An 18,720-nucleotide genomic window follows, 5' to 3' on the forward strand; every position below is an offset into this window, starting at 1 on the left:
TATGTAGCCTAGTCTTTGAAGAACATATTACAAAGACCTTCAGTTGGAAGATATTAGCATTTATTTTATTTATGGTTTTACTTTTACAATTTTATTATCTTGAAGGATAATAATTTCACCGTTAGTTTCTCTTTTAAACTTAATCATTTTTTTATATGCTAGATCAAGACCTTCTAAAATTTTAATTTTTCTTATATTCTTAGCTTCTTGTGTCATAATATTGTTTTAATTTATTATACCTTTCTGTATCATGAATAATAATTTCTTCTCCAAAATTTTTTTCAGCTATAAAAATTGGATGTCCTTGGGAGTTATCAAATATCAAGATTTGATCTACTATCTTTAAATAAATATCAAATAAGTTTATTATTCCATTTATGTATCTTCTCTCGACTACCTCTTCAGGAATATTGTGACCGCCTTCGCGAACTCTACCTTTTAAACGCTCTTTGGCTAGTTCAACATTCTTTAACCCAAAAAAAAGTAACGTAGTTTGATACCCAAATCTCTTTGCTTTAGTGATTTTATTTCGATAAGACTTCGTCTCTAATGTAGTTTCAAATGCAAAACTTTCTTCATTTTTGAATAGATTTTCAATTCTACTCAACATTATTTCCCCTACTTCGAATGCTACTTTTGCGGGTTGAAAAGAAGATAATCCTTTTGTAATTTCATCCGCGTTGACGAACTCTTTACAATTCAAAATTTCAGGAAGAATTGTAAATGAGGCTGTCGTTTTCCCTGCACCATTACAACCTGTAATAATATATTAATTTTGCTCTTCCATTAATACAAAGCTAAACTAATTATTGATTAAGATCACAATTCTTTTGTAAGTAAGAAATTTATTTCATTTAATTATATTGAAAAAAATTATTTTTGAAAAACATATAACAATCAAGTTTCTAGCTGTTTATAAATTTCAATCCTTTTATGTGTTTTTTAAAATAAAAATAGATACTCTAGCAAAGCTGTAGATATTTATATCAAGAGTAGCTACATTTAGCCAAACTAATTAACACAAAGCAGGTAGCCTTACTATTGGAAAAGTATAAATAGAATATCCATAGATATCCTCTATATTTATAGGATTTCATCCTCCAAAAGATAAAAATAGCAAGTGTAATATCATGTCTTCTACAATAATTTCTTTGTCTTAAACCATTCTATGTCCTATTTATCGCAGATTAAAAAAAGCTTATTGTATTAAACGAGAAACCAAGACCTTTTTAGTCATATAGATACTCAACTACAACTAATCCTGTTTTACCCTATCACTATATATACTTTACTTGATATTGTTTCATACACTATAGTCTCAATTCTTAGAATTTAAACTAAATACATTGTACTCTTAACGCTACTACAATCTCCAAAATTTAACACTAAAAGCCTTTTAACACAGGGTACTGCTAGGAAAGTTTAACTCAGTTAAGGGCATTAAAAACTTGTTAATCACTTGAAAACCTATGCTTTTGTTCGTAAATTTACAACTAACTACCACATAAACAGATACTTAAAAACTTTATATTATGAAACCTATTAATAAAACTTTAAACTTAGTAGTACTACTAGGTTTATCCTTGGGGTTAATTATAGGGTGTCAGAAAAAAACTACCACTTCTGAAGTTATAGTGGAGCAAACCACGGTAAACAAGGAGGTAACCCCACAGCTCTCTGACGCTCAAATAGCATCCATAGCAATAACTGCAAACCAAGTAGATATAAATTATGCGGATTTAGCTTTAAAGAAAACAAAGAATCCTCAAGTGGAAAAATTTGCACAGACTATGAAGAACGACCATCAATCCGTAATTCAAGCAGCAGTTGACTTAGCTAGTGAATTAAGTCTTACTCCACAAGAAAATCCAACTACACTTTCTTTATTAGAAAAAGCAAAAAAGGAGCTACAAGTTTTGGAGTCTTCGGATAACTTTGACACAGCCTATATCGAAAATGAAATCGATTATCACACCTTTGTGATAAGTACTCTTGAGAATACATTAATACCTAATACACAAAACACTCAATTAAAAGAGCTTCTTATACAAGTAGTTCCCAATTTTCAACACCACTTAGAAATGGCCAAACAAATACAAGGTCAAATAAAATAACTCTATCGTACTAAAGAAAAAACTATTACAAGCTCATTTTTTAGTATGATATAATCTACTCTTAAAATGAAAACGATAGTATATATACTACTTTTTTTAGTAGTAGGTGCATATTCTTGTCAAAGTGAACATAAAGCCCCTTCACCAAATAAAAAGCCAAATTACACCTCTAGAAACCAAGAGCACTCCACTACTCAGCAAAGAATACGTTCACCTCAGACCAATGCAACAACAGGTGGCACTTCTACTAACCAAAGTACCACACAAGAAGCAGTTGTAATTATTAAACAAATGAAATTTGAACCAGCTCAGTTAAAAGTCAAAAAAGGACAAACCGTTACATGGATCAATAAAGACATTGTAGAACATGATGTTACTCCCTTTAATACAAAGCTTCCACACTCCGGAGTATTTAAACCACGTCAATCTTGGCAGTTGGAAGTAGATCAAAGCTTTGATTATAAATGTAATCTACACCCAACCATGTTAGGAAAGATAATTGTAGAATAACAGAGCATAAAGATAGCCTCTAGCAGATAACTTTATAGTATGGGTAGCTATTAGGTACTTATGGAGTAATTTATCCCCTCTTGCAGCTTTTAGAATTGCTTTTGTAAGCAAGTTCTACATTAAAAATAGTACTTTTGACCTATATTAATTTTTATCTAAAATTATAGCATATGCCAATGAGCTATCTACAAGAATACGATGTCTTCTTAGAAGAACTAAAGCAAAGTATTGAAAACAAAACTTTTGCTAAATTAACAATGGCAAAAACAATTGGAAAGCCTGAATTGAAAAATATCTTTGTTCGACCAATTTACGCTCCAAATGACTTTAAAGTTCTTTTAAAATTACACTATGCGCCTAAGGAAATAGAAGATATAGAAACAGAGTATAGCCTAGAGGAAGCTATAGAGGTGGTTACTAAGCATTTAAGAACACCTTTTTTACAAATAATTTTGTTTACTACCGAAAAAGATCTTACCTTTAAGATTAATAAAAAAGGAGCGGGATCTATAACCGAGAATTTTCCAACATTTCAAAATGTTGTTCAAGCTAAACTCGATTAAAACCGCTTTAGAAGACTAATGTCCTCTTAAAACACATTCGGATTTTTTTTCAATATTGCACGTAGTAAAAGAGCTATACAGCACGGGGTATAGCTCTTTGCTTTTTTCACCATTTTACTCTCAAATCAAATCTATCTATTTAAAGCAATACCTCTTACTGCTATGTAGAGCTCTATAAGAGATTATTATGCCAATACTTTCTAATCTTACTTAGGGTATTTTTTTAAAAGACCAGTTACCTTGAAGATAGCTCGTGATTGAATTGCTTTTATTTTGCTATTTTTATGTTCCTTAAATAATTCTACACCATGGATAATCTTACTGCTCATATACAGAGATACCTGAATCTTACTGATGAAAAACTAGTGCGAATTGGTGAGTTTTTCGAAGGGAGAACCTTTAAAAAAAAAGAATTTCTCCTTAGAGAAAGTAGTAGCTGTAAAGAGAAGTTTTTCATCTGTGAAGGACTAGTGCAGATCTGCTTTACAAAAGAAAATGGCAACCTACAAACTGTAGATTTTGCATTAGAAAACTGGTGGGCAACGGACTTTTCTGCTTTTACTACAAAAAGCAATTCCCAATATAGCATACAAGCAGTAGAAAACACAAAAGTCTTAGTACTATCCTTTGAAAACCAAAAGCTTCTTTTAGCAGAACTTCCTGAATTGGAAAGGTATTTTCATCTTGTTTTCCAACAGGCATATAGCGCTACACAAAATAGAATCAAATTGCTCTATAGTTTTTCTAGGGAAGAGCTCTATGAACACTTTCAAGCAAACTATCCCCAATTTACACAAAGAGTACCACAATATTTATTAGCTTCCTTTCTTGGCCTTAGCTCGGAGTACTTAAGTAAAATTAGAAAAAAGCGTATTTCTTGAACTAGTTCAAGTTTTTTAGGATTCCGATTTTAGACCTTTGCCTGTAGATTATTACTTAATAAAACAATAAAATTATGCAGCAAAGAATAAACATCGCCCAACTAGAAAGCAGTGCATACAAAGCCATGTATGCCTTAGAAAATTATTTAAAACAGACTTCTCTTAGTGAAATTCAAAAAGAGTTAATCAAAATACGAGCATCTCAGATAAATGGTTGCGCTTATTGTATCAACATGCATACAAAAGACGCTTTAAAATATGGAGAAACAACACAGAGGATATTTGTTCTAAGTGCTTGGAGAGAAACCAACTTATTTACAGACCAAGAAAAAGTATTGCTTGAAATGACAGAAGAAATCACCTTAATTAGTGAGCAAGGTCTTAGGGAGGTTACCTATCAAAAAGCTAAACAACATTTCGAGGATAATACCATCGCCCAAATTATTATGACCATTACCATCATTAATATGTGGAATAGAATTGCAGTGAGTTCCCATATGCAAATAGAGCAAGAGTAAATACTCTTGCTTACAATAGTCAAATCCTAAATACAAACCACTTATAACAGAACACTTTGCATAATACTATCTAAATTAAAAATTATGTTATTAAATTTGTGATAGTATCAAATGGTAGTATCAAATGATAGTATCAATGAAGCTACCATATGAAATACCCCCCAAATATTAAAGTATATTACTTCCATTGCAGAAAAGATTGGAGAGATTAATGCTAAGTACTTAATTAAAACCAATCCTACTTTAAGGAAACAGAATCAAATTAAGACAATTCACTCTATTTGAAGAGAAGAAACGTTTTTAAAAATATATTTTAGTCAAAGATAACAAACTCTCTTTTTGGCAGATAATTTGTAAGAATATAAAACAAGTGTTATTTTTATTAGTCCATCGTTGGTAGAGTAAAAAAAGACATTAGTAATAGAGTTAGACCAAAGGCATAAGGTCTTTAAAGCTTTAGTTTTTTTACCTTGTCCTATAGAGTGTTTACCTTCTTTAAAGAAAAGATATGTTTGAATTTGATACTTTTATAAGTTTACTAGCTGGAGCCACAGGATCCATCTTTACTATACTTACCAATAACCTAAAATCATGGTCCAATAAAAAGAAGGAATTACTTCGAAAAGAAAGTTCTTTTTATAGTATTTTCGACAATACTATTATTCCATGCTTGAATGATGCTCTTTGTGATATTGACACACAAATCTTAGCTATTAAAAATTCTAATATAGGACTCACTTACAATAATATGTCCTTTTTAGATATTGAAATCACAAAATTATTAGGAGATAGTTTTTTCTTAGAATTAGCTGAGAAAAACAAAATCCCCTACCACCTACTATTCGAGCTTCTAACCACTTTAGAAGAATTGAAAATTAAGAACCCTAAAACAATTGTAAAGGACTTTCTTGCTCTAAAAAAGGAATTAGACCTATTTAATAAGCATACAGAAGACAGCCCAAAAACACAAAAGGCTTCCATTAAAATGCAGGAGAACATAGACATCGCGGTTTTCCAGCTTCAAACCTCCCAAAAATTGATGTCAGCAATTATTCAGATGTATAACCAGATAAAAGCTTATAAAAAATAAGTTCTCCCCTATAGCTTGTATTTTATTGAATTACAGAGTTTTTTTGGACTTTAACGACTTCCTTATTATTCTCCCATTTTTCTATAATTCAATCTGCTTCATCTTATCTTGAAAGATTCTGATATAGGCCTCTTTGTATTGCTTTGGCAAAAAGCTGCGATTTATTAAGGCATTTACCTTATCCATTTGTTTAGAAAAATCCCTATAGATATTATTGCGTACAATCTGTGTAATACCTAAACTAAGTGCCAATTGATTGAAGTTTTTTTGTTTAATCTTGCTCTTGCGTCCATCTAAAGTTAGAGCTACCTCTTCTTTGTCTTGAGGAAAAATTAAATTCACATTTAGTAAATCATACGCAGGAGACAATAAAATCCCCTGTTTAGTATGCATCAGAGAAAAGTTCTTTAAATGCATATCATTATTACCTGTTAAAAAGCTAAATAAGACAAGTCTAAAGTATCTAATTGCATCTAAGCCTGAATTGGTAGTGTATTTCTTAATTATCTTTCCTACGCGCTCATAAGAGCTTTTGTATTTTTGTTCCGTTAATAATTCTGACAACTGGCATAGATCCTCTATGTGAATTTTTTTTCCATTCACTCGATCAAAACGTTTGGTTAAATAAGCTAGTTCTCCATTAGATGTTTCGATTAAAGCATGTTGGGCTGTTTCGATTTTAAATAATTTAGCTAAGTGCATGGTTAGATCTTCTACCTCTGGCATTAAATCAAAATCAACAGATTGAGGTTTTAATATATAATCCCCCCATAGTCCAACTATAGTTAGTCGCTTATTAGCATTTTCACTATGTAAACTTAAAGATATCTTGGGTTGAACTCCAGTGAGTGCTAATCTTTCATTTACAGTTATTTGCGCTAAATTTTCTAGCTTTTCTTTATCGAGTTCTAGTATAGGAACTTGGGTTGTACCGAAGAACTTCTTAGAACATTTAGCATGATACGTTCCCGTATCGAGTGTCTGATAACAAAATAAACAATTACTCATACTCTTCCGCCTCCATCGGATAAACGCTTACAGCTCCTATAGTGTCTCTGCATAAGTTGATTAATAATTCAAAACGATCCCTTGCATTAAGCTTCCAATACTTCTCCCCAATATCCAATAGCCATCCCTCCGGTATCAATCCATCGAAAAAAGGGAATAATACTTTGCTATGATAGGTATGCTCAGATAAAGGTAACGTAAGACTAATCGAACTAGGGTTAGGTGTATGTAAATACTCCTTACTATAGTAAAATAAGTAACCATTATCTGTTTCGGTGAGATACCCTGCTAATTGATCTTGAAAATATATTTTAGCTTTTCTTGCCATTATTCTCTAGTTTTATCTATTACGCCAACCTCTTTTCCAAATAAAGCTAATACATCATTTACTTTATCTAAACGCAGCGTTTTTTTACCTTGCTCTAAATCACGCACAAAACGCAAGCCTACGCCAGCATTTAATGCAAGATCCTGTTGCGTAAGTTTTAATTCTCTTCGTTTTTGCTTTACAAATAGTCGTATTGCATCCATATCTATACCATTTCAGGTATAAATATACGAAAATAATACGAATAACACCCTTTCGGGTATATTTTTATATAAACCTATTTTTTTATTCTACATAAACTTTTTAACTAGCTTGCGTCACAGAAAAATGAAACTTTGATCTAAGCAAAGCTTAAAATTACCACTAATAAAAAAGAGTAAGCTCCCCAATTCCAAAAGAAACTTAAATCAAAAGTAAATTCAAACTCCACCCAGTGGAAATATAAAAAAACTAAATAAAATTACAACAAATCTTTATCTGTGTTCTAAAAACAAAATGTACGTTAATTCAATCTTTTTACGCACTTTTGTATGAAATAACGGTCAATATATGAGAAAGCAAATTATTTTACCTCAATACAAAGGTGTATTAGCTCAAGTGGGGGAGCAAATTAAACTAGCTCGTAAAAGGCGTAAATTAACATCTGTACAAATAGCCCAACGAGCAGATATTTCTCGTTCTACGTTAAATTTAATTGAAAAGGGAGAGCTAAGTGTAGCAATGGGAGCATACTTTAATGTATTGCGTGTTTTAGGATTGCAAGAAGATTTCTTAAAGTTAGCGGCTGATGATACCCTTGGGCGTAAATTACAAGATTTAGAATTATTATAACTCATATTAAACCATCCACAAAAATAAAAAATGCATTGCTTTGATAAGTATGCTCAAAATAAGAGCAAAGTTAGACTAATTGTATAAAGGTTTGGTGTATGCTGCTTACCCTACTAAAATTAGCATTCCGTATCTGTTTCAAAAAGATACCCTTACAATTACACTTTAAAATCTATATTAGTTTTTCTTGCCATTACTCTAGTTTTATCCATTACGCCAACTTCTCTTCCAAATAAAGCTAACACATCATGTACTTTATTTAAACGAAGTCTCTTTTTACCTTGCTCTAAATCACGCACAAAACGCAAGCCTATAGCAGCATTTAATACAAGATCCTGTTGCGTAAGTTCTAATCCATTTCTTTTTTGCTTTACAAATAGCCGTATCGTATCCATATCTATACAATTTCAGATATAAATATAGAAAACAATTCAAGCAGCACCCTATCGGGTATAGTTTCATAAAAACCTACTGTATTTATACCCGATAAGGACTTTATATTCGCAAAACGTATTGTTTACACTCTTACTGTGCTATCTATTATTTTCAATACTATTCATTTAATCTAAGAAGGCCCTTATACAAAAATTATAAAAACAAATTGCACAAAACTCATCCCAATGAGCTAAACTGCTTAAGTATCTTCGCTTTAGATTCTGTATCTTTCAAATTAGCAGTTAACTAATCAAGAGTCTCTTGCTTTCCATTTAAACAATAAATGATAGATGCTAGAGTAATTATCGTCCTTTCACAATAAATAGCGGTAAAATCATATTGCTTAAAAAAAGGATGCCTATCTTGTATCTGCTGATAGAGCTTATGTAAAGTAGGAGCTATTTGAAATAAATTAAATGCTCCAGCCAGAATCTCTTGCAATATTTCTTTACTTATCTGCTCTAAACTAGATTCTTGGTTAATTTCAATACTAAAGAATTTGTTTTCTTTTGAAAACTGGCTAATACTACCTGCTATAATTGGATAGGTATTGATATGATCTTTTACAATTTGAGTATCTATCTTCCTAACCCCTTTGTAGAGAATTCCGCACATACAGGAAATATAAAAAGCATTTTTATTCCCAGTGTGTTTACGCTGATTTAGGACTATATACTCTTCTCTACCAAAATCCTCTTTATTGCTTTTTACAAACCTTGCTTTTCCTTTTTTCACAAAGCCAACCTTTAAAAGTTCTGGTTCTAATACATGCATTACTGTAGCTAGGGGCTCACTCATTTTTTTACTATTATTTCTTAACTTTTACTTATCTACTCTTTTTTGAAACTTGAGAAGATATCGAACGGATACTTTTCTTGCTTTTCTAACATTTTCGACTGTATCATGTGTTTTTCCTTAATACTGCTCTTTAGTATTTGTAAATGATTCACTCCAATACTGTCAGGTAATAAACTAAATAGCCAAATCACTAAACTAATTCCAGTTCAAGTAGTTGTATTTCCTGCTTCTTATTAACAAGCAAGATACCTATAAAGTCAAAAGCATTAGCTTTTAAATACTCTAATTCAAAAAAACTATCTTTTATCTGAATTAAGCCTTCTTCGTTTTTAGAAAATTCGCATTCAAAATCAACACTAGAATTACCATAGATAAAAACTTCATATTCACTGTGGTAATTGTTATAGTTATACTCTTTTAAGTTCGGCAATTTAGAATATTCAATATCCTGTTCAAAAGAAGTAAACCCATGTATACGCTGATCAAAAATAACACATTGCTTTTGGTCTTTACCATAAACCCCTACAATAAGTAGTGGTTCATCCTCTTGTGTAAATATACCACCGTCCTTTAAATCGAAAACGCCACTATGTAATATTTTAAACTTATCTATCTTACCAACTACCAATTTCCCTTTGTATCCAAGAGATTCAAACCACTGTTTATTGCTAGTGAAATAATCCACTTTATCTATTTGTATATGCTTTAATTTACCATCTAGGTACTTTGGAGATACCTCTTTTATATTTATCATAATGAATAACTTTAATTGCTTTAAACATTATACCATAACAAAGTATCAAGTGCTTTATGTACATTACCTCTAGCATTAAAAGATGGCATGATTTCTTGTCACCTTTTAGTCCCAGCCAAGAATTAATTTTTCCTTCTTTTTGTTAATCTTCCAGTAGATATCTATAAAACAACTCCAGCTCAGTTGTATCTTGATTTTGTGACTTTTTTTTATGCAATATGGATTTGTATTTGATTTGTAAATGCTCCATATCTTCCTTTTTTTTCAATAAAAAAAGGGATTATTCTAAATTCAGTATAGAAAAAGAAATAATAGATACTCTAACAGATAGCATTGAAAACTCTAAACTACAAGTAAACCATTAGCAAGTGATCTTAGAAGCTCTCTTAGTTATTTAGAAAACCTTGATTTATTTAAAACCTTCTTTGTTTATTGTAGTAAATCCATTATCTTTCTAAGTACATATATTTTTAAAAGCCAAAACCTTGCACCCTTAACTTTTGCTAACCTTTTTATTATGAGAAAAAGAATACAAAGAATACTATCCATCCTGTTTTTTATTTCTATTATTGTAAAATACATCTTAAAAAACGATAGCATATTTGTATCTATTATACTACTAGCCTCTTTTACTGCCCTCACTATTCTGCAGGTTATTAAGCCGAAAAGTAAAGGCTAAAAGACAATCAATAATTCACCTTCCATAAAGTCCCCAAGAGATTTAAAAGGAAGTAGCTAATTGCCGTTTTAGCCTATAAGGTGAAAGTATATATAAGTTTTATTAAGATATAGCACGCATATTTATTTAAAAGTAGATAGTTTAAATCGCAATGTTTGCTTAAATCTCAAAATAGCATCCTTTAACTTTTAAAGCTTGGTACTTTAGTGGATCAAAGCTATATATTTTAGCTTCTCTAGCTTTTCGATTCTCTTGGGTTGCACTATGATCAATTAATACATCTAAGCTCAATATTTTCTTTCTGAAATTTCCACGATCGATTGGCCTTTCTAAAATAGTCTCATACAATTTGTGTAGCTCTGGAAGAGTAAAGTGTTCAGGTAATAACTCAAATCCAATAGGCTCATACCTTATCTTGGCTCTTAATCGTTGCAAGGCTACCTCTAAAATACCATTGTGATCAAAGGCTAAATCTTTCGCCTCAGTTAAAGTAAACCACTGTACAGATTCAATCCCTTCTCCAGCAACTGGATCATAGTGAGTAGACTCTACTAAAGCATAATATGCTATACTGATCACCCTAAAACGCGGATCTCGCTTTACATCAGAGAAGGTATATAATTGCTCTAAAAATATATCAGTAAGACCTGCCTCTTCTAGTAATTTTCTACGTGCACATTGCTCGGCTGTTTCGTTTTCTTGGATAAAACCTCCACAAAAGGCCATTTTCCCTATATATGGCTCAATAGCACGCTTAGTTAATAGTACTTTTAATTGGTTTTGATCAAAACCAAAAATAACGCAATCCACACTTACTGCTGGCCTTGCATACTCATAACAAAACTGTTGTTTTTTTTGATCCATTCTATATAACTACTTCAGTAGATTTTTTAATTTGAATACCATACTGCTTTCTAAGTTGCTCAAAAGCCTCTTGAGTAGACTCTTTAAACCCTACAATTGGCGACATACAATCCTCTAAGATGGTAATGCGTTTGTTTATCTCACTATCTTTTCCAAAATAAGTAACAATCTGCTCTATAGAGGCTAAAACACAATGACTTGAAGCCTCTCCGGCTATGTATATCTGATCATATAATTCTATCTCATCCAACACCTCTTGATTGACCTCTCCCTTTACATCATACTCGGCTTTGATGATACCATACATCTCCGTAAATGGATTTTGACCTTTATACACTAACTTAGGAGATGTTTTCCTAGCAGCAGAATGAAAATACAACATCTTGGTAAACTCACTCTCTAGTTTTGCTCCTTGTGTTCCCTCTAGGCAGTGATAAGGCCAGATACACAATTGCTTTTGCCCGTTTAACTCTAAGTTCTTTAAATAGTCTAAACTAGCTTGCAATTCTCCATTTACTGGTAACCACTCTCCCTTTTGAACTTGTTCATGGGTAATAATAGTAAAAGGACAAGGATGCTCCTTCTTTGAATTAATCCACCAATTGGCATGGAATATTTGCATAATGGAATGACAATCCAAGCTACACATCACCTTGGTTAAAGAGGCCATATTGGTATACATCCAACGGGTTAATCGCTCTACATCACCTCTAGACCCATCTACAGACAAACTTCCAATATCTTGCATAAAATCATTTTGTATGTCAATAGCAAGAAGTAATACCTTCTTAGTATCTGTCTTGGCAGGGGATAATTCTTCTCTTTGTGCTAGAGAAATAATCTGAGTGATATCCTCTATGCTTTTTGTAGAGGCTATATTTTCTATATTTACTATGTCTTGGTAGGTTGTTTTCATAAAATTGTAGTTTAAAATTATTAGGATAGGAAAATCAGTTGAGGCTCCAATTTGTGTTTAGACTGTGAAATTCTCTGCTCAATTAACTTATCTATTTCTAAATCCCCCGAAGTTCCACTTAAGATAAAAGAATCAATTTGAGCATAACTCATCCCTAGCTCCTGTTCATCGGTTTGTCCTTCCCATAATCCAGCAGATGGCTCTTTGTTTAAGATAGCCTCTGGCACCTTTAAAAACTCCGATAAGATATATACTTCTTTTTTAGTTAGCATAGCTAGTGGGTTTAAATCAAAAGCCCCATCCCCCCACTTTGTAAAGTAACCAACTGTGCGCTCGGAGAGATTTCCTGTTCCAATAACAAAGCGACTTCCCAATTGAGCTAATTCATATAAATAGGTCATACGTACTCTTGGTCGAATATTGGCTCTACTTAGGGTGATATTAGACGCTGACGCCAATGATAGGGTTGCTTTAGATGTAATGGTAAGAGCATCCACGGCAGCTTTAATATCATAGGTCTCATAGGAAAAACCGAACTTGTTTATTAACTCCATCGAATGTGCAGTGCTTTTTGTATGTTCCATATCCAGTCCATATGGCATCATAACTAAATGTGTATCAATGTTTGCATAGTGACACAAACAAGCCACTAAACTACAATCAATTCCTCCACTCATACCAAGAACAACTCCTTTACGGTTATTTTCTTTGACTGTATTGGCAATCCAAGTTGCTATTTTATTGGCGTATAGGGCAACATTTTGCTGATCTATCACAAAGTTTTTAGTTAGATTCTGTCTCATAAATTCTTTTTGATTCGGTTGATAATCTACTTCTTATTTGCTCAAAAGTATTGGTATATATAAACTGCCCATCTATATAAAAATCGCGCAGTAAATCACGGTCTTTTAACTCATCTACAAGCTCTGGGTTTAAGTCATCTAAAAGTTTATACTCATTGTCTTGCCAAATAACTGCTACCATGCCTTTTTGTGATTTTTTAAAATTCCCTGTATCTGTTGCTGGGCGCTTTTGAATTGCTTTAAATTTACCATCTACTATTTCAGCAGTTCCCTTTAAAGCAAAGCCAAAGGTGTCACGTGTTACATATTGATAAGTATAGGAACCGATTCCCAAAATAACATTAGTGGTAGCAAAACCTTTTTGCATTAAACCTTGACAAATGCTATTTGCACGATCCACCGTAATGGAATCCCCGTAAACAACACCAATATGAGGATCTAGTTCAATAAAACCTTTTTTATTTTTGCTTCCTCCAAAAATCTCATATAAACGCTCTACTATCCCTTTTTGCACAGTAGTTGATTCAGCCTTTACATCTCCACATAAAATTAAAATTGGATCACCACTATCGGGACGTATAATCACTTTTCCATCCCTGTTTAGAATAAGCTCTTTTAAAGCTGGTAAAACAGTATCTACTACCTGCCATAAATCATAGGTATCCGATACAATAGAAATATTACCACTAGGATATACCTTTGTAATAAGGTGTTTGAAGGCCTCTATTTCCTGCTGCCCATAGGAACACATTACACTGTGCTCTGTAGAAGGAGTATAACCCATCACATCTTTATTAGCCCCATAGTATGCTTTTAGATATTCCCTAACACTTAAAGTTGCCGAACCAGAAAAACTAAGTAAATGTCCCCCTGCACTTCTGTAGGCTGCCTCTGGAGATCCCATACCTCTCATAGAAAAATCCCCACACTGGTGGATTACCTTAGTGGTATCACCTGTTAGTTTTGCGAATTGAGTCAAGAGCCTTTTATACTGATCTGCTATTGTAGCTGAGGTCATTGGCAACCAGATGTAAGAAGATAGTTGGGTCTCTAAATAGCCTGGCAACCAGAAAAAATCAGGATGTGTATTTTCTATGGTAAACATGGGTACTCCTATCGGCACCATTGAGCCTTCAGGCAAGGCTTTAATTTTAATAGGTAAATACCCTAAATTATGCAGTGCTGCAATGTGATGGCTAGAATGTGTTCTAGCAAACTCAGGGTTAGACACTGCAAAAACTTCATGGATTGCTTCTTGGTATTCTTCTAATACCTTATCAAGTGGCTGTTTAAAGAAATAGCTGTGAAAGGCGTGAGTAATTTCTGCTAATGCTCCTTGAAGCCCATAAAAAACAACGTGTTTAATATCTTTTATTCGAGACATTCTTGATGTCCAAGTTTCGTATACCCAGCTTGTTTTATCCGGGTACTGATCTTTGTGACATAATTTATAGCCATCTGTCCAAAGAATTGGGTTTTTACTTACTGGTTTAAACATAGGTTTTCGGATTTATGTGTATATACTCTATTTTTGGATGTTCTGTATTTATCATAGAAGTACTTGTAAATACTTTTTCTAAAATACTATCCGCCTCTAATAGTTTTGAGCTAAATACTCTAGATTCACAATGCGTTACTAAAAGATATATTGGACCTGCTCCCATTTGTTTTAAGATCTGTGCAGCCTTTAAAAAAGTTCCACCCGCAGAACATAAGTCATCTACGATAATACATTTTGCTCCCTGTGGAATATCTCCTTTTTTAAGTACCATATTTTCTATACGCCCTGTTTGAGGATTACGCGTTTTATCAAAAACACAATAGTTCTGGTAACCTGCATCTTGATAGCGAATAGCTGCCCCTTTATCTGGGAACACAATACGATCGTCTTTTGTAAAGCCAAGGTTTTGCATCACTTCTGGAAGCCAAGAAAGCGCAGGGTAAATAGCAATGCTATTGTTTAATAATTCCATTGTTTTACTAGAGTGCGGCTCTACCACATAAATGGTTTGAAAATTCAAGCTATTTATAAACTCGCAAATATATTTAAGGGTGAATAAATCTCCTTCAATTTTACGATCCATACGACTATATGGCATATAATTAATCCATAACTTACAACTTACGTTATCTTGATCTAGCCTTTTCTTTACAAAAAGTAATTCAATTAGATCCCCGTCACAAGTATAAGTGAACTCTAGTAAATTCTCCTTCTGAATTAACGCATCAAAGTCTTTTACTTTGGTTTCTTTATTGGGATACTCCTGGGTTATTATAGGTTGATTGTTTAATATAATCATAATGATTTCGTTTAAAATGAAACACTGAGTATTTATTACTCAGTAAATATAATGCTTTATTTTTATCCTCCAATATTTATTGAGTAAAATTTACTTAATAAATTAAATATAAGTATAATCGAATAGTTTATAACAGCTAACCTACTAAACGAATAAAGAGACAATGACAAAAACACTAACGGTTACAGATAAAAAAGACTTACTGTTTAACAGCCTTAAAAAAAAACCTCCTACAATAATAGGTAAATAGATAATGAAAGAGAAATGGATAAAAGGGAGTCTATCGCTGGATATTACTAAGTACAACCAGAGCTAAAACAAAGAATCTCCATTTCTCCCTTTATCACCAATAAATCAGAACTTATTTAAAATAAAAAAAGAGTAAAGTATAAAATACAGAAAGAATAATGTACATTACAACGCTATTACCATTACTATCAAAATAAAGATGATGAAAAAAACCTACTACTTGTCTTATTGCTATATACTGTATACAGCCCAATTATTGCCCAAGACACAAAATATTCTGAGCACCAAATTTTAGTAGATGCGGGCAAACATAATAAAGGTGATTTAGAACTCCTTATTCTACGACTAACAGCAAGTACTTTATCGTATAGCAAAGGATACGCAGATATGTTTGGTGTTGTAAAGCCACAAATATTCTATATGAAGAAGGTTATCTAAATAAATTAGAATATTTGCATCCTAACTGGAAGCCCGTTAGTCTTAATGATATAAAAGATATACCTATGGATAAGGTGGAACATGTTTGGCTTGACTATTCACCTGATTATCGGATAGAACTAGCTGGTATTTCTATTCCGTATGGTAGGAGATCTTTAGGTGGCTTTATAAAGATAAAACTCAAAGAGGGGAAAGAGTAATTACCTAGGTACTCCTTGATAAAAGTGTAAAGCACCTATACAACACTGAATTAAATCCTCCTTTGTTTGTGTTGCACATGCTTGAACATAAGTGTATTGGCTGTTGGGAAGTATAGCTACAAAGACTTCTACAGCAATGATTTCTCCAGTTTCTCTATCCACATAGGAAAGTTTTTTACCTGTAAAATCTATATACATCTCCTTTCCAGGTTGATGCTCGAGCCTCATTGAGCCCTTTTCTTTCTTATACTTGCGATTATAGTGCTCCATAAACTGAGAATAACTATAAGGTTTTATTGCTCCTTCAGCATACTGATTATAGTGATATAAAAAAGTAAATCTGGGTGATTACGAGCTTTATTAATCGTTTCGAAGCACAACATTAGCTCCTTATAACGCTGTGCATCAATCGTACTACAGCTAGAAAACATCTCAGCTAATTGAGCAATATCAAACGATAATAACTGCTCTAGTGAATACTCACTTGCAGTAAAAAGTTGCATATAAGTATTAACCGTATTTCGTGAAATATCAAGCGTACTGGCTATTTTTCGATTGCTATAGCCATTTAAATGCAAAGTGATAATTTGTTTTAAGTCCATTGGGTCAAGTTTATTAGCTATATCTTATCGTTTATAAACAACAAGATACTAGTATTAAACTTTTATAAGTGGCACGTTTTGAACCGAAATCACCATTACTTGTCTCGTCCAATGTTGAAAAGTATTTTACTCATTATCATCAATTGTCGCTAAAGACAAATCAAAAATGACATGAAGCTAGCCCCCTTAACCTAAGGTATTCCTCTTTCTTTAATACTTTGTTTTAACCTACAAAAAATAATACTAACTGTAAAATATTATAATATTTGATCTTTATTTGCTAATTGCGAGAAATTTATTGAAGGCAACATAACCGGCTCTAATCCAGATTGTAGTGTCAAATTAGAAACGAATGCTCTCAAATAAGGAAATGCAATCGCTGGTGCATTAACTTTGGGAAATGAAGATAATTTAAAATCTTCTGTTACTTCTTGATCTAATAATTCAAAATTAAAAAGTGCTTCAACTGACAAGTTGAATAATTTGTCTTTTATCGTAAGCTTGAACGCCACGGAAAAACTATTATTACTTTTCTCATCTGAGAAAAAGCTCCCAGATTCTAAATCAAAAGTATTCTCCTCCCTCTTTACATTTCCATCTACAAGGGATAAGTTTAAATTAGAAATCTTCCAGTTTTTCAGTTGAATTTTCATCTTTATGCTGCTAAAGTTAAGTTAGAATCTTCCTTACTATTTCCAGTATTAAAAACAGAATTGGAAACATTCGAATAATAGGAAACTTTCCCTGTTTCAAAATGCTTATTTTCTATATCAACAGAAATTTCAGAAAATCCATATTTTAAAACAGAAATTTCATATAATTTTTCTGCAGTGATTTTATCAAAAAAATCATCAATACTTTTTTTTACATCATTTAATTTCATTTTATAAAACCTGTTTTAATTACTGAGTTAGAAATAATATTCTTTGAAGGGTCATACACTGTACAGATAGTACAATTACTCGTTCTGAGATTTATCCTCTCTATTCTTTCTTTTACAAATTTAATATAAAAATTTCCTTTCACAACTTCTAAAGGTAAAAGTCCTTCTTCTCTAGCTAAGTTTAATAAAAGACCATCAAGAAAATTCATCTTTTTCCCAAGACTATCCATTTTCTCTTTGAATCTATCTACTAAATACTGAAGAATTTCCACCCCTTCCTCCATTGTTAAGTCTAAAAAATTCGATTCATCTACCTCAATAATGGAGTGGATAACACAAAAATCTCTGTATTTCAGCTTTTTCTTCTGATTATCCCAAGACTGAGCAATTGCCCACTGTTCAGCTAAGTCGACTGTCTTAGAACTTACACCGTTAATAAAGAAATAAACACCATCACCTAACCATTCATCATCTCCCTTTGATAATACATAATTAGAACTAAGAATTTTATTAGCAGATTCATTACTAGTTCCGTGATGTCCTTCAATTGAAAAAATCATAAAACATTAATATAGAGATAAATATAAGTATAAAAACTGAATAACACAAACAATAGACTTCCTGTTAAATTAGAATTAGAAATACATTACTAATATGCGCTACAATATTATATAGATAATGTTAGTAAAAAACAATAGGTACAATGTCTAAAATAGAAGGTGTACCGCCAACTGTGTCACAAAATTAATTATATCATATAAAAATGTAAATTAGTCTTATGAACACAAACAACAAAAAGAGCGGATTCGATTTCGAAAGTTTCAAAGAACAGGCTATGGCCGATATTTATCAAGGTAAGAAAATGAATGGTCCAGATGGTGTCTTTGCGCCCCTTTTAAAACACTTTCTAGAAACTATGTTAGAAGGTGAACTAGAGAACCATTTAGAGGAGGAGA

The 18,720-nt window shown here is 32.2% G+C and carries 25 protein-coding genes and 1 pseudogene; 8 read left to right on the forward strand and 18 right to left on the reverse strand.

Going from position 1 to position 18,720, the window contains the following annotated elements; all coding sequences use genetic code 11:
• Positions 1-69: 69 nt before the first annotated feature.
• Both ACYSNX_RS08350 and ACYSNX_RS08355 read right to left on the reverse strand, forming a co-directional pair.
• A complete protein-coding gene (locus ACYSNX_RS08350) occupies positions 70-216 on the reverse strand; it encodes a hypothetical protein (protein WP_461754223.1) in 147 nt (48 codons plus the stop codon).
• A complete protein-coding gene (locus ACYSNX_RS08355) occupies positions 200-766 on the reverse strand; it encodes a zeta toxin family protein (RefSeq protein ID WP_461754249.1) in 567 nt (188 codons plus the stop codon). Before ACYSNX_RS08355 ends, ACYSNX_RS08350 begins: the two co-directional genes overlap by 17 nt.
• A 766-nt stretch (positions 767-1,532) precedes the next feature.
• Here ACYSNX_RS08355 and ACYSNX_RS08360 point away from each other — a divergent pair.
• From ACYSNX_RS08360 to ACYSNX_RS08385, 6 genes are all read left to right on the forward strand, one after another.
• Positions 1,533-2,114 carry a DUF4142 domain-containing protein gene (locus ACYSNX_RS08360; protein ID WP_461754224.1) on the forward strand — a complete coding sequence of 194 codons (582 nt, stop codon included), beginning with the start codon at positions 1,533-1,535 and terminating at the stop codon, positions 2,112-2,114.
• Between the two features lie 66 nt (positions 2,115-2,180).
• A complete protein-coding gene (locus ACYSNX_RS08365) occupies positions 2,181-2,624 on the forward strand; it encodes a plastocyanin/azurin family copper-binding protein (protein ID WP_461754225.1) in 444 nt (147 codons plus the stop codon).
• Positions 2,625-2,800: 176 nt separating this feature from the next.
• Positions 2,801-3,187 (forward strand): hypothetical protein, encoded by a 387-nt coding sequence (locus tag ACYSNX_RS08370; RefSeq protein WP_461754226.1) that lies wholly within the window; start codon positions 2,801-2,803, stop codon positions 3,185-3,187.
• A 308-nt stretch (positions 3,188-3,495) separates the two neighbouring features.
• Entirely contained in the window at positions 3,496-4,068 is a 573-nt protein-coding gene (locus ACYSNX_RS08375; protein ID WP_461754227.1) for a Crp/Fnr family transcriptional regulator, read from the forward strand.
• Positions 4,069-4,142: 74 nt separating this feature from the next.
• Complete coding sequence (locus ACYSNX_RS08380) at positions 4,143-4,586, forward strand: carboxymuconolactone decarboxylase family protein (RefSeq protein WP_461754228.1); 444 nt, start codon at positions 4,143-4,145, stop codon at positions 4,584-4,586.
• Between the two features lie 508 nt (positions 4,587-5,094).
• Positions 5,095-5,676 carry a hypothetical protein gene (locus tag ACYSNX_RS08385; RefSeq protein ID WP_461754229.1) on the forward strand — a complete coding sequence of 194 codons (582 nt, stop codon included), beginning with the start codon at positions 5,095-5,097 and terminating at the stop codon, positions 5,674-5,676.
• Positions 5,677-5,757: 81 nt separating this feature from the next.
• On the opposite strand, the gene ACYSNX_RS08390 is transcribed toward ACYSNX_RS08385, so the two are convergent.
• From ACYSNX_RS08390 to ACYSNX_RS08400, 3 genes are read right to left on the reverse strand one after another with little or no spacing between them, the layout of a single operon-like run.
• Positions 5,758-6,684, reverse strand: a complete 927-nt coding sequence (locus ACYSNX_RS08390) for a HipA domain-containing protein (protein ID WP_461754230.1) — start codon at positions 6,682-6,684, stop codon at positions 5,758-5,760.
• A complete protein-coding gene (locus ACYSNX_RS08395) occupies positions 6,677-7,012 on the reverse strand; it encodes a HipA N-terminal domain-containing protein (RefSeq protein WP_461754231.1) in 336 nt (111 codons plus the stop codon). Before ACYSNX_RS08395 ends, ACYSNX_RS08390 begins: the two co-directional genes overlap by 8 nt.
• Positions 7,012-7,215, reverse strand: coding sequence for a type II toxin-antitoxin system Y4mF family antitoxin (locus tag ACYSNX_RS08400; RefSeq protein ID WP_461754232.1), 204 nt, complete (start codon positions 7,213-7,215; stop codon positions 7,012-7,014). The genes ACYSNX_RS08395 and ACYSNX_RS08400 overlap by 1 nt, the downstream gene beginning before the upstream one ends.
• 346 nt (positions 7,216-7,561) lie before the next feature.
• Between ACYSNX_RS08400 and ACYSNX_RS08405 the strand changes: the two genes are divergently transcribed.
• Complete coding sequence (locus tag ACYSNX_RS08405) at positions 7,562-7,843, forward strand: helix-turn-helix domain-containing protein (RefSeq protein WP_461754233.1); 282 nt, start codon at positions 7,562-7,564, stop codon at positions 7,841-7,843.
• Between the two features lie 158 nt (positions 7,844-8,001).
• On the opposite strand, the gene ACYSNX_RS08410 is transcribed toward ACYSNX_RS08405, so the two are convergent.
• The 13 genes from ACYSNX_RS08410 to ACYSNX_RS08470 form a co-directional block, all read right to left on the reverse strand.
• The gene (locus ACYSNX_RS08410; RefSeq protein ID WP_461754234.1) at positions 8,002-8,238 is read right to left on the reverse strand and encodes a helix-turn-helix domain-containing protein; all 237 of its coding nucleotides are present in this window, start codon (positions 8,236-8,238) and stop codon (positions 8,002-8,004) included.
• A 286-nt stretch (positions 8,239-8,524) separates the two neighbouring features.
• Positions 8,525-9,076 carry a hypothetical protein gene (locus ACYSNX_RS08415; RefSeq protein WP_461754235.1) on the reverse strand — a complete coding sequence of 184 codons (552 nt, stop codon included), beginning with the start codon at positions 9,074-9,076 and terminating at the stop codon, positions 8,525-8,527.
• Between the two features lie 190 nt (positions 9,077-9,266).
• Positions 9,267-9,830, reverse strand: coding sequence for a hypothetical protein (locus ACYSNX_RS08420; protein ID WP_461754236.1), 564 nt, complete (start codon positions 9,828-9,830; stop codon positions 9,267-9,269).
• A gap of 838 nt (positions 9,831-10,668) precedes the next feature.
• The gene (locus ACYSNX_RS08425) at positions 10,669-11,373 is read right to left on the reverse strand and encodes an NUDIX hydrolase (protein WP_461754237.1); all 705 of its coding nucleotides are present in this window, start codon (positions 11,371-11,373) and stop codon (positions 10,669-10,671) included.
• 1 nt (position 11,374) lies between these two features.
• Entirely contained in the window at positions 11,375-12,289 is a 915-nt protein-coding gene (locus ACYSNX_RS08430; RefSeq protein WP_461754238.1) for a cysteine hydrolase family protein, read from the reverse strand.
• Between the two features lie 20 nt (positions 12,290-12,309).
• Positions 12,310-13,092 (reverse strand): NAD(+) synthase, encoded by a 783-nt coding sequence (gene nadE / locus ACYSNX_RS08435; RefSeq protein WP_461754239.1) that lies wholly within the window; start codon positions 13,090-13,092, stop codon positions 12,310-12,312.
• Positions 13,073-14,590 (reverse strand): nicotinate phosphoribosyltransferase, encoded by a 1,518-nt coding sequence (locus ACYSNX_RS08440; RefSeq protein ID WP_461754240.1) that lies wholly within the window; start codon positions 14,588-14,590, stop codon positions 13,073-13,075. The genes nadE and ACYSNX_RS08440 overlap by 20 nt, the downstream gene beginning before the upstream one ends.
• Positions 14,583-15,392, reverse strand: coding sequence for a ribose-phosphate pyrophosphokinase (locus ACYSNX_RS08445; RefSeq protein ID WP_461754241.1), 810 nt, complete (start codon positions 15,390-15,392; stop codon positions 14,583-14,585). Before ACYSNX_RS08445 ends, ACYSNX_RS08440 begins: the two co-directional genes overlap by 8 nt.
• An 887-nt stretch (positions 15,393-16,279) precedes the next feature.
• Positions 16,280-16,507: a hypothetical protein gene (locus tag ACYSNX_RS08450; RefSeq protein WP_461754242.1), complete on the reverse strand. Its 228-nt coding sequence runs from the start codon at positions 16,505-16,507 to the stop codon at positions 16,280-16,282.
• A 65-nt stretch (positions 16,508-16,572) separates the two neighbouring features.
• Positions 16,573-16,881 carry a LuxR C-terminal-related transcriptional regulator gene (locus tag ACYSNX_RS08455; RefSeq protein ID WP_461754243.1) on the reverse strand — a complete coding sequence of 103 codons (309 nt, stop codon included), beginning with the start codon at positions 16,879-16,881 and terminating at the stop codon, positions 16,573-16,575.
• Between the two features lie 257 nt (positions 16,882-17,138).
• Positions 17,139-17,534 (reverse strand): protein-export chaperone SecB, encoded by a 396-nt coding sequence (locus ACYSNX_RS08460; protein ID WP_461754244.1) that lies wholly within the window; start codon positions 17,532-17,534, stop codon positions 17,139-17,141.
• 2 nt (positions 17,535-17,536) lie between these two features.
• The gene (locus tag ACYSNX_RS08465) at positions 17,537-17,764 is read right to left on the reverse strand and encodes a hypothetical protein (RefSeq protein ID WP_461754245.1); all 228 of its coding nucleotides are present in this window, start codon (positions 17,762-17,764) and stop codon (positions 17,537-17,539) included.
• Positions 17,761-18,324, reverse strand: a complete 564-nt coding sequence (locus ACYSNX_RS08470; protein WP_461754246.1) for a hypothetical protein — start codon at positions 18,322-18,324, stop codon at positions 17,761-17,763. Before ACYSNX_RS08470 ends, ACYSNX_RS08465 begins: the two co-directional genes overlap by 4 nt.
• A 218-nt stretch (positions 18,325-18,542) precedes the next feature.
• Between ACYSNX_RS08470 and ACYSNX_RS08475 the strand changes: the two are divergent.
• Positions 18,543-18,720: pseudogene (locus tag ACYSNX_RS08475) on the forward strand (IS256 family transposase); the annotation flags it as partial.

The organism is Myroides sp. LJL115 (genome assembly GCF_054871665.1).

Bases quoted from the DNA above. Each gene is read 5' to 3' on its own strand.
- ACYSNX_RS08405 (WP_461754233.1), top strand. From the start codon at position 7,562: ATGAGAAAGCAAATTATTTTACCTCAATACAAAGGTGTATTAGCTCAA.
- ACYSNX_RS08395 (WP_461754231.1), bottom strand. From the start codon at position 7,012: ATGGCAAGAAAAGCTAAAATATATTTTCAAGATCAATTAGCAGGGTAT.
- ACYSNX_RS08370 (WP_461754226.1), top strand. From the start codon at position 2,801: ATGAGCTATCTACAAGAATACGATGTCTTCTTAGAAGAACTAAAGCAA.
- ACYSNX_RS08440 (WP_461754240.1), bottom strand. From the start codon at position 14,590: ATGTTTAAACCAGTAAGTAAAAACCCAATTCTTTGGACAGATGGCTAT.
- ACYSNX_RS08460 (WP_461754244.1), bottom strand. From the start codon at position 17,534: ATGAAAATTCAACTGAAAAACTGGAAGATTTCTAATTTAAACTTATCC.
- ACYSNX_RS08425 (WP_461754237.1), bottom strand. From the start codon at position 11,373: ATGGATCAAAAAAAACAACAGTTTTGTTATGAGTATGCAAGGCCAGCA.
- ACYSNX_RS08420 (WP_461754236.1), bottom strand. From the start codon at position 9,830: ATGATAAATATAAAAGAGGTATCTCCAAAGTACCTAGATGGTAAATTA.
- ACYSNX_RS08400 (WP_461754232.1), bottom strand. From the start codon at position 7,215: ATGGATGCAATACGACTATTTGTAAAGCAAAAACGAAGAGAATTAAAA.
- ACYSNX_RS08430 (WP_461754238.1), bottom strand. From the start codon at position 12,289: ATGAAAACAACCTACCAAGACATAGTAAATATAGAAAATATAGCCTCT.
- ACYSNX_RS08365 (WP_461754225.1), top strand. From the start codon at position 2,181: ATGAAAACGATAGTATATATACTACTTTTTTTAGTAGTAGGTGCATAT.
- ACYSNX_RS08470 (WP_461754246.1), bottom strand. From the start codon at position 18,324: ATGATTTTTTCAATTGAAGGACATCACGGAACTAGTAATGAATCTGCT.
- ACYSNX_RS08350 (WP_461754223.1), bottom strand. From the start codon at position 216: ATGACACAAGAAGCTAAGAATATAAGAAAAATTAAAATTTTAGAAGGT.
- ACYSNX_RS08415 (WP_461754235.1), bottom strand. From the start codon at position 9,076: ATGAGTGAGCCCCTAGCTACAGTAATGCATGTATTAGAACCAGAACTT.
- ACYSNX_RS08375 (WP_461754227.1), top strand. From the start codon at position 3,496: ATGGATAATCTTACTGCTCATATACAGAGATACCTGAATCTTACTGAT.
- ACYSNX_RS08410 (WP_461754234.1), bottom strand. From the start codon at position 8,238: ATGGATACGATACGGCTATTTGTAAAGCAAAAAAGAAATGGATTAGAA.
- ACYSNX_RS08385 (WP_461754229.1), top strand. From the start codon at position 5,095: ATGTTTGAATTTGATACTTTTATAAGTTTACTAGCTGGAGCCACAGGA.
- ACYSNX_RS08380 (WP_461754228.1), top strand. From the start codon at position 4,143: ATGCAGCAAAGAATAAACATCGCCCAACTAGAAAGCAGTGCATACAAA.
- ACYSNX_RS08450 (WP_461754242.1), bottom strand. From the start codon at position 16,507: ATGAGGCTCGAGCATCAACCTGGAAAGGAGATGTATATAGATTTTACA.
- ACYSNX_RS08360 (WP_461754224.1), top strand. From the start codon at position 1,533: ATGAAACCTATTAATAAAACTTTAAACTTAGTAGTACTACTAGGTTTA.
- ACYSNX_RS08455 (WP_461754243.1), bottom strand. From the start codon at position 16,881: ATGGACTTAAAACAAATTATCACTTTGCATTTAAATGGCTATAGCAAT.
- ACYSNX_RS08465 (WP_461754245.1), bottom strand. From the start codon at position 17,764: ATGAAATTAAATGATGTAAAAAAAAGTATTGATGATTTTTTTGATAAA.
- nadE (WP_461754239.1), bottom strand. From the start codon at position 13,092: ATGAGACAGAATCTAACTAAAAACTTTGTGATAGATCAGCAAAATGTT.
- ACYSNX_RS08445 (WP_461754241.1), bottom strand. From the start codon at position 15,392: ATGATTATATTAAACAATCAACCTATAATAACCCAGGAGTATCCCAAT.
- ACYSNX_RS08390 (WP_461754230.1), bottom strand. From the start codon at position 6,684: ATGAGTAATTGTTTATTTTGTTATCAGACACTCGATACGGGAACGTAT.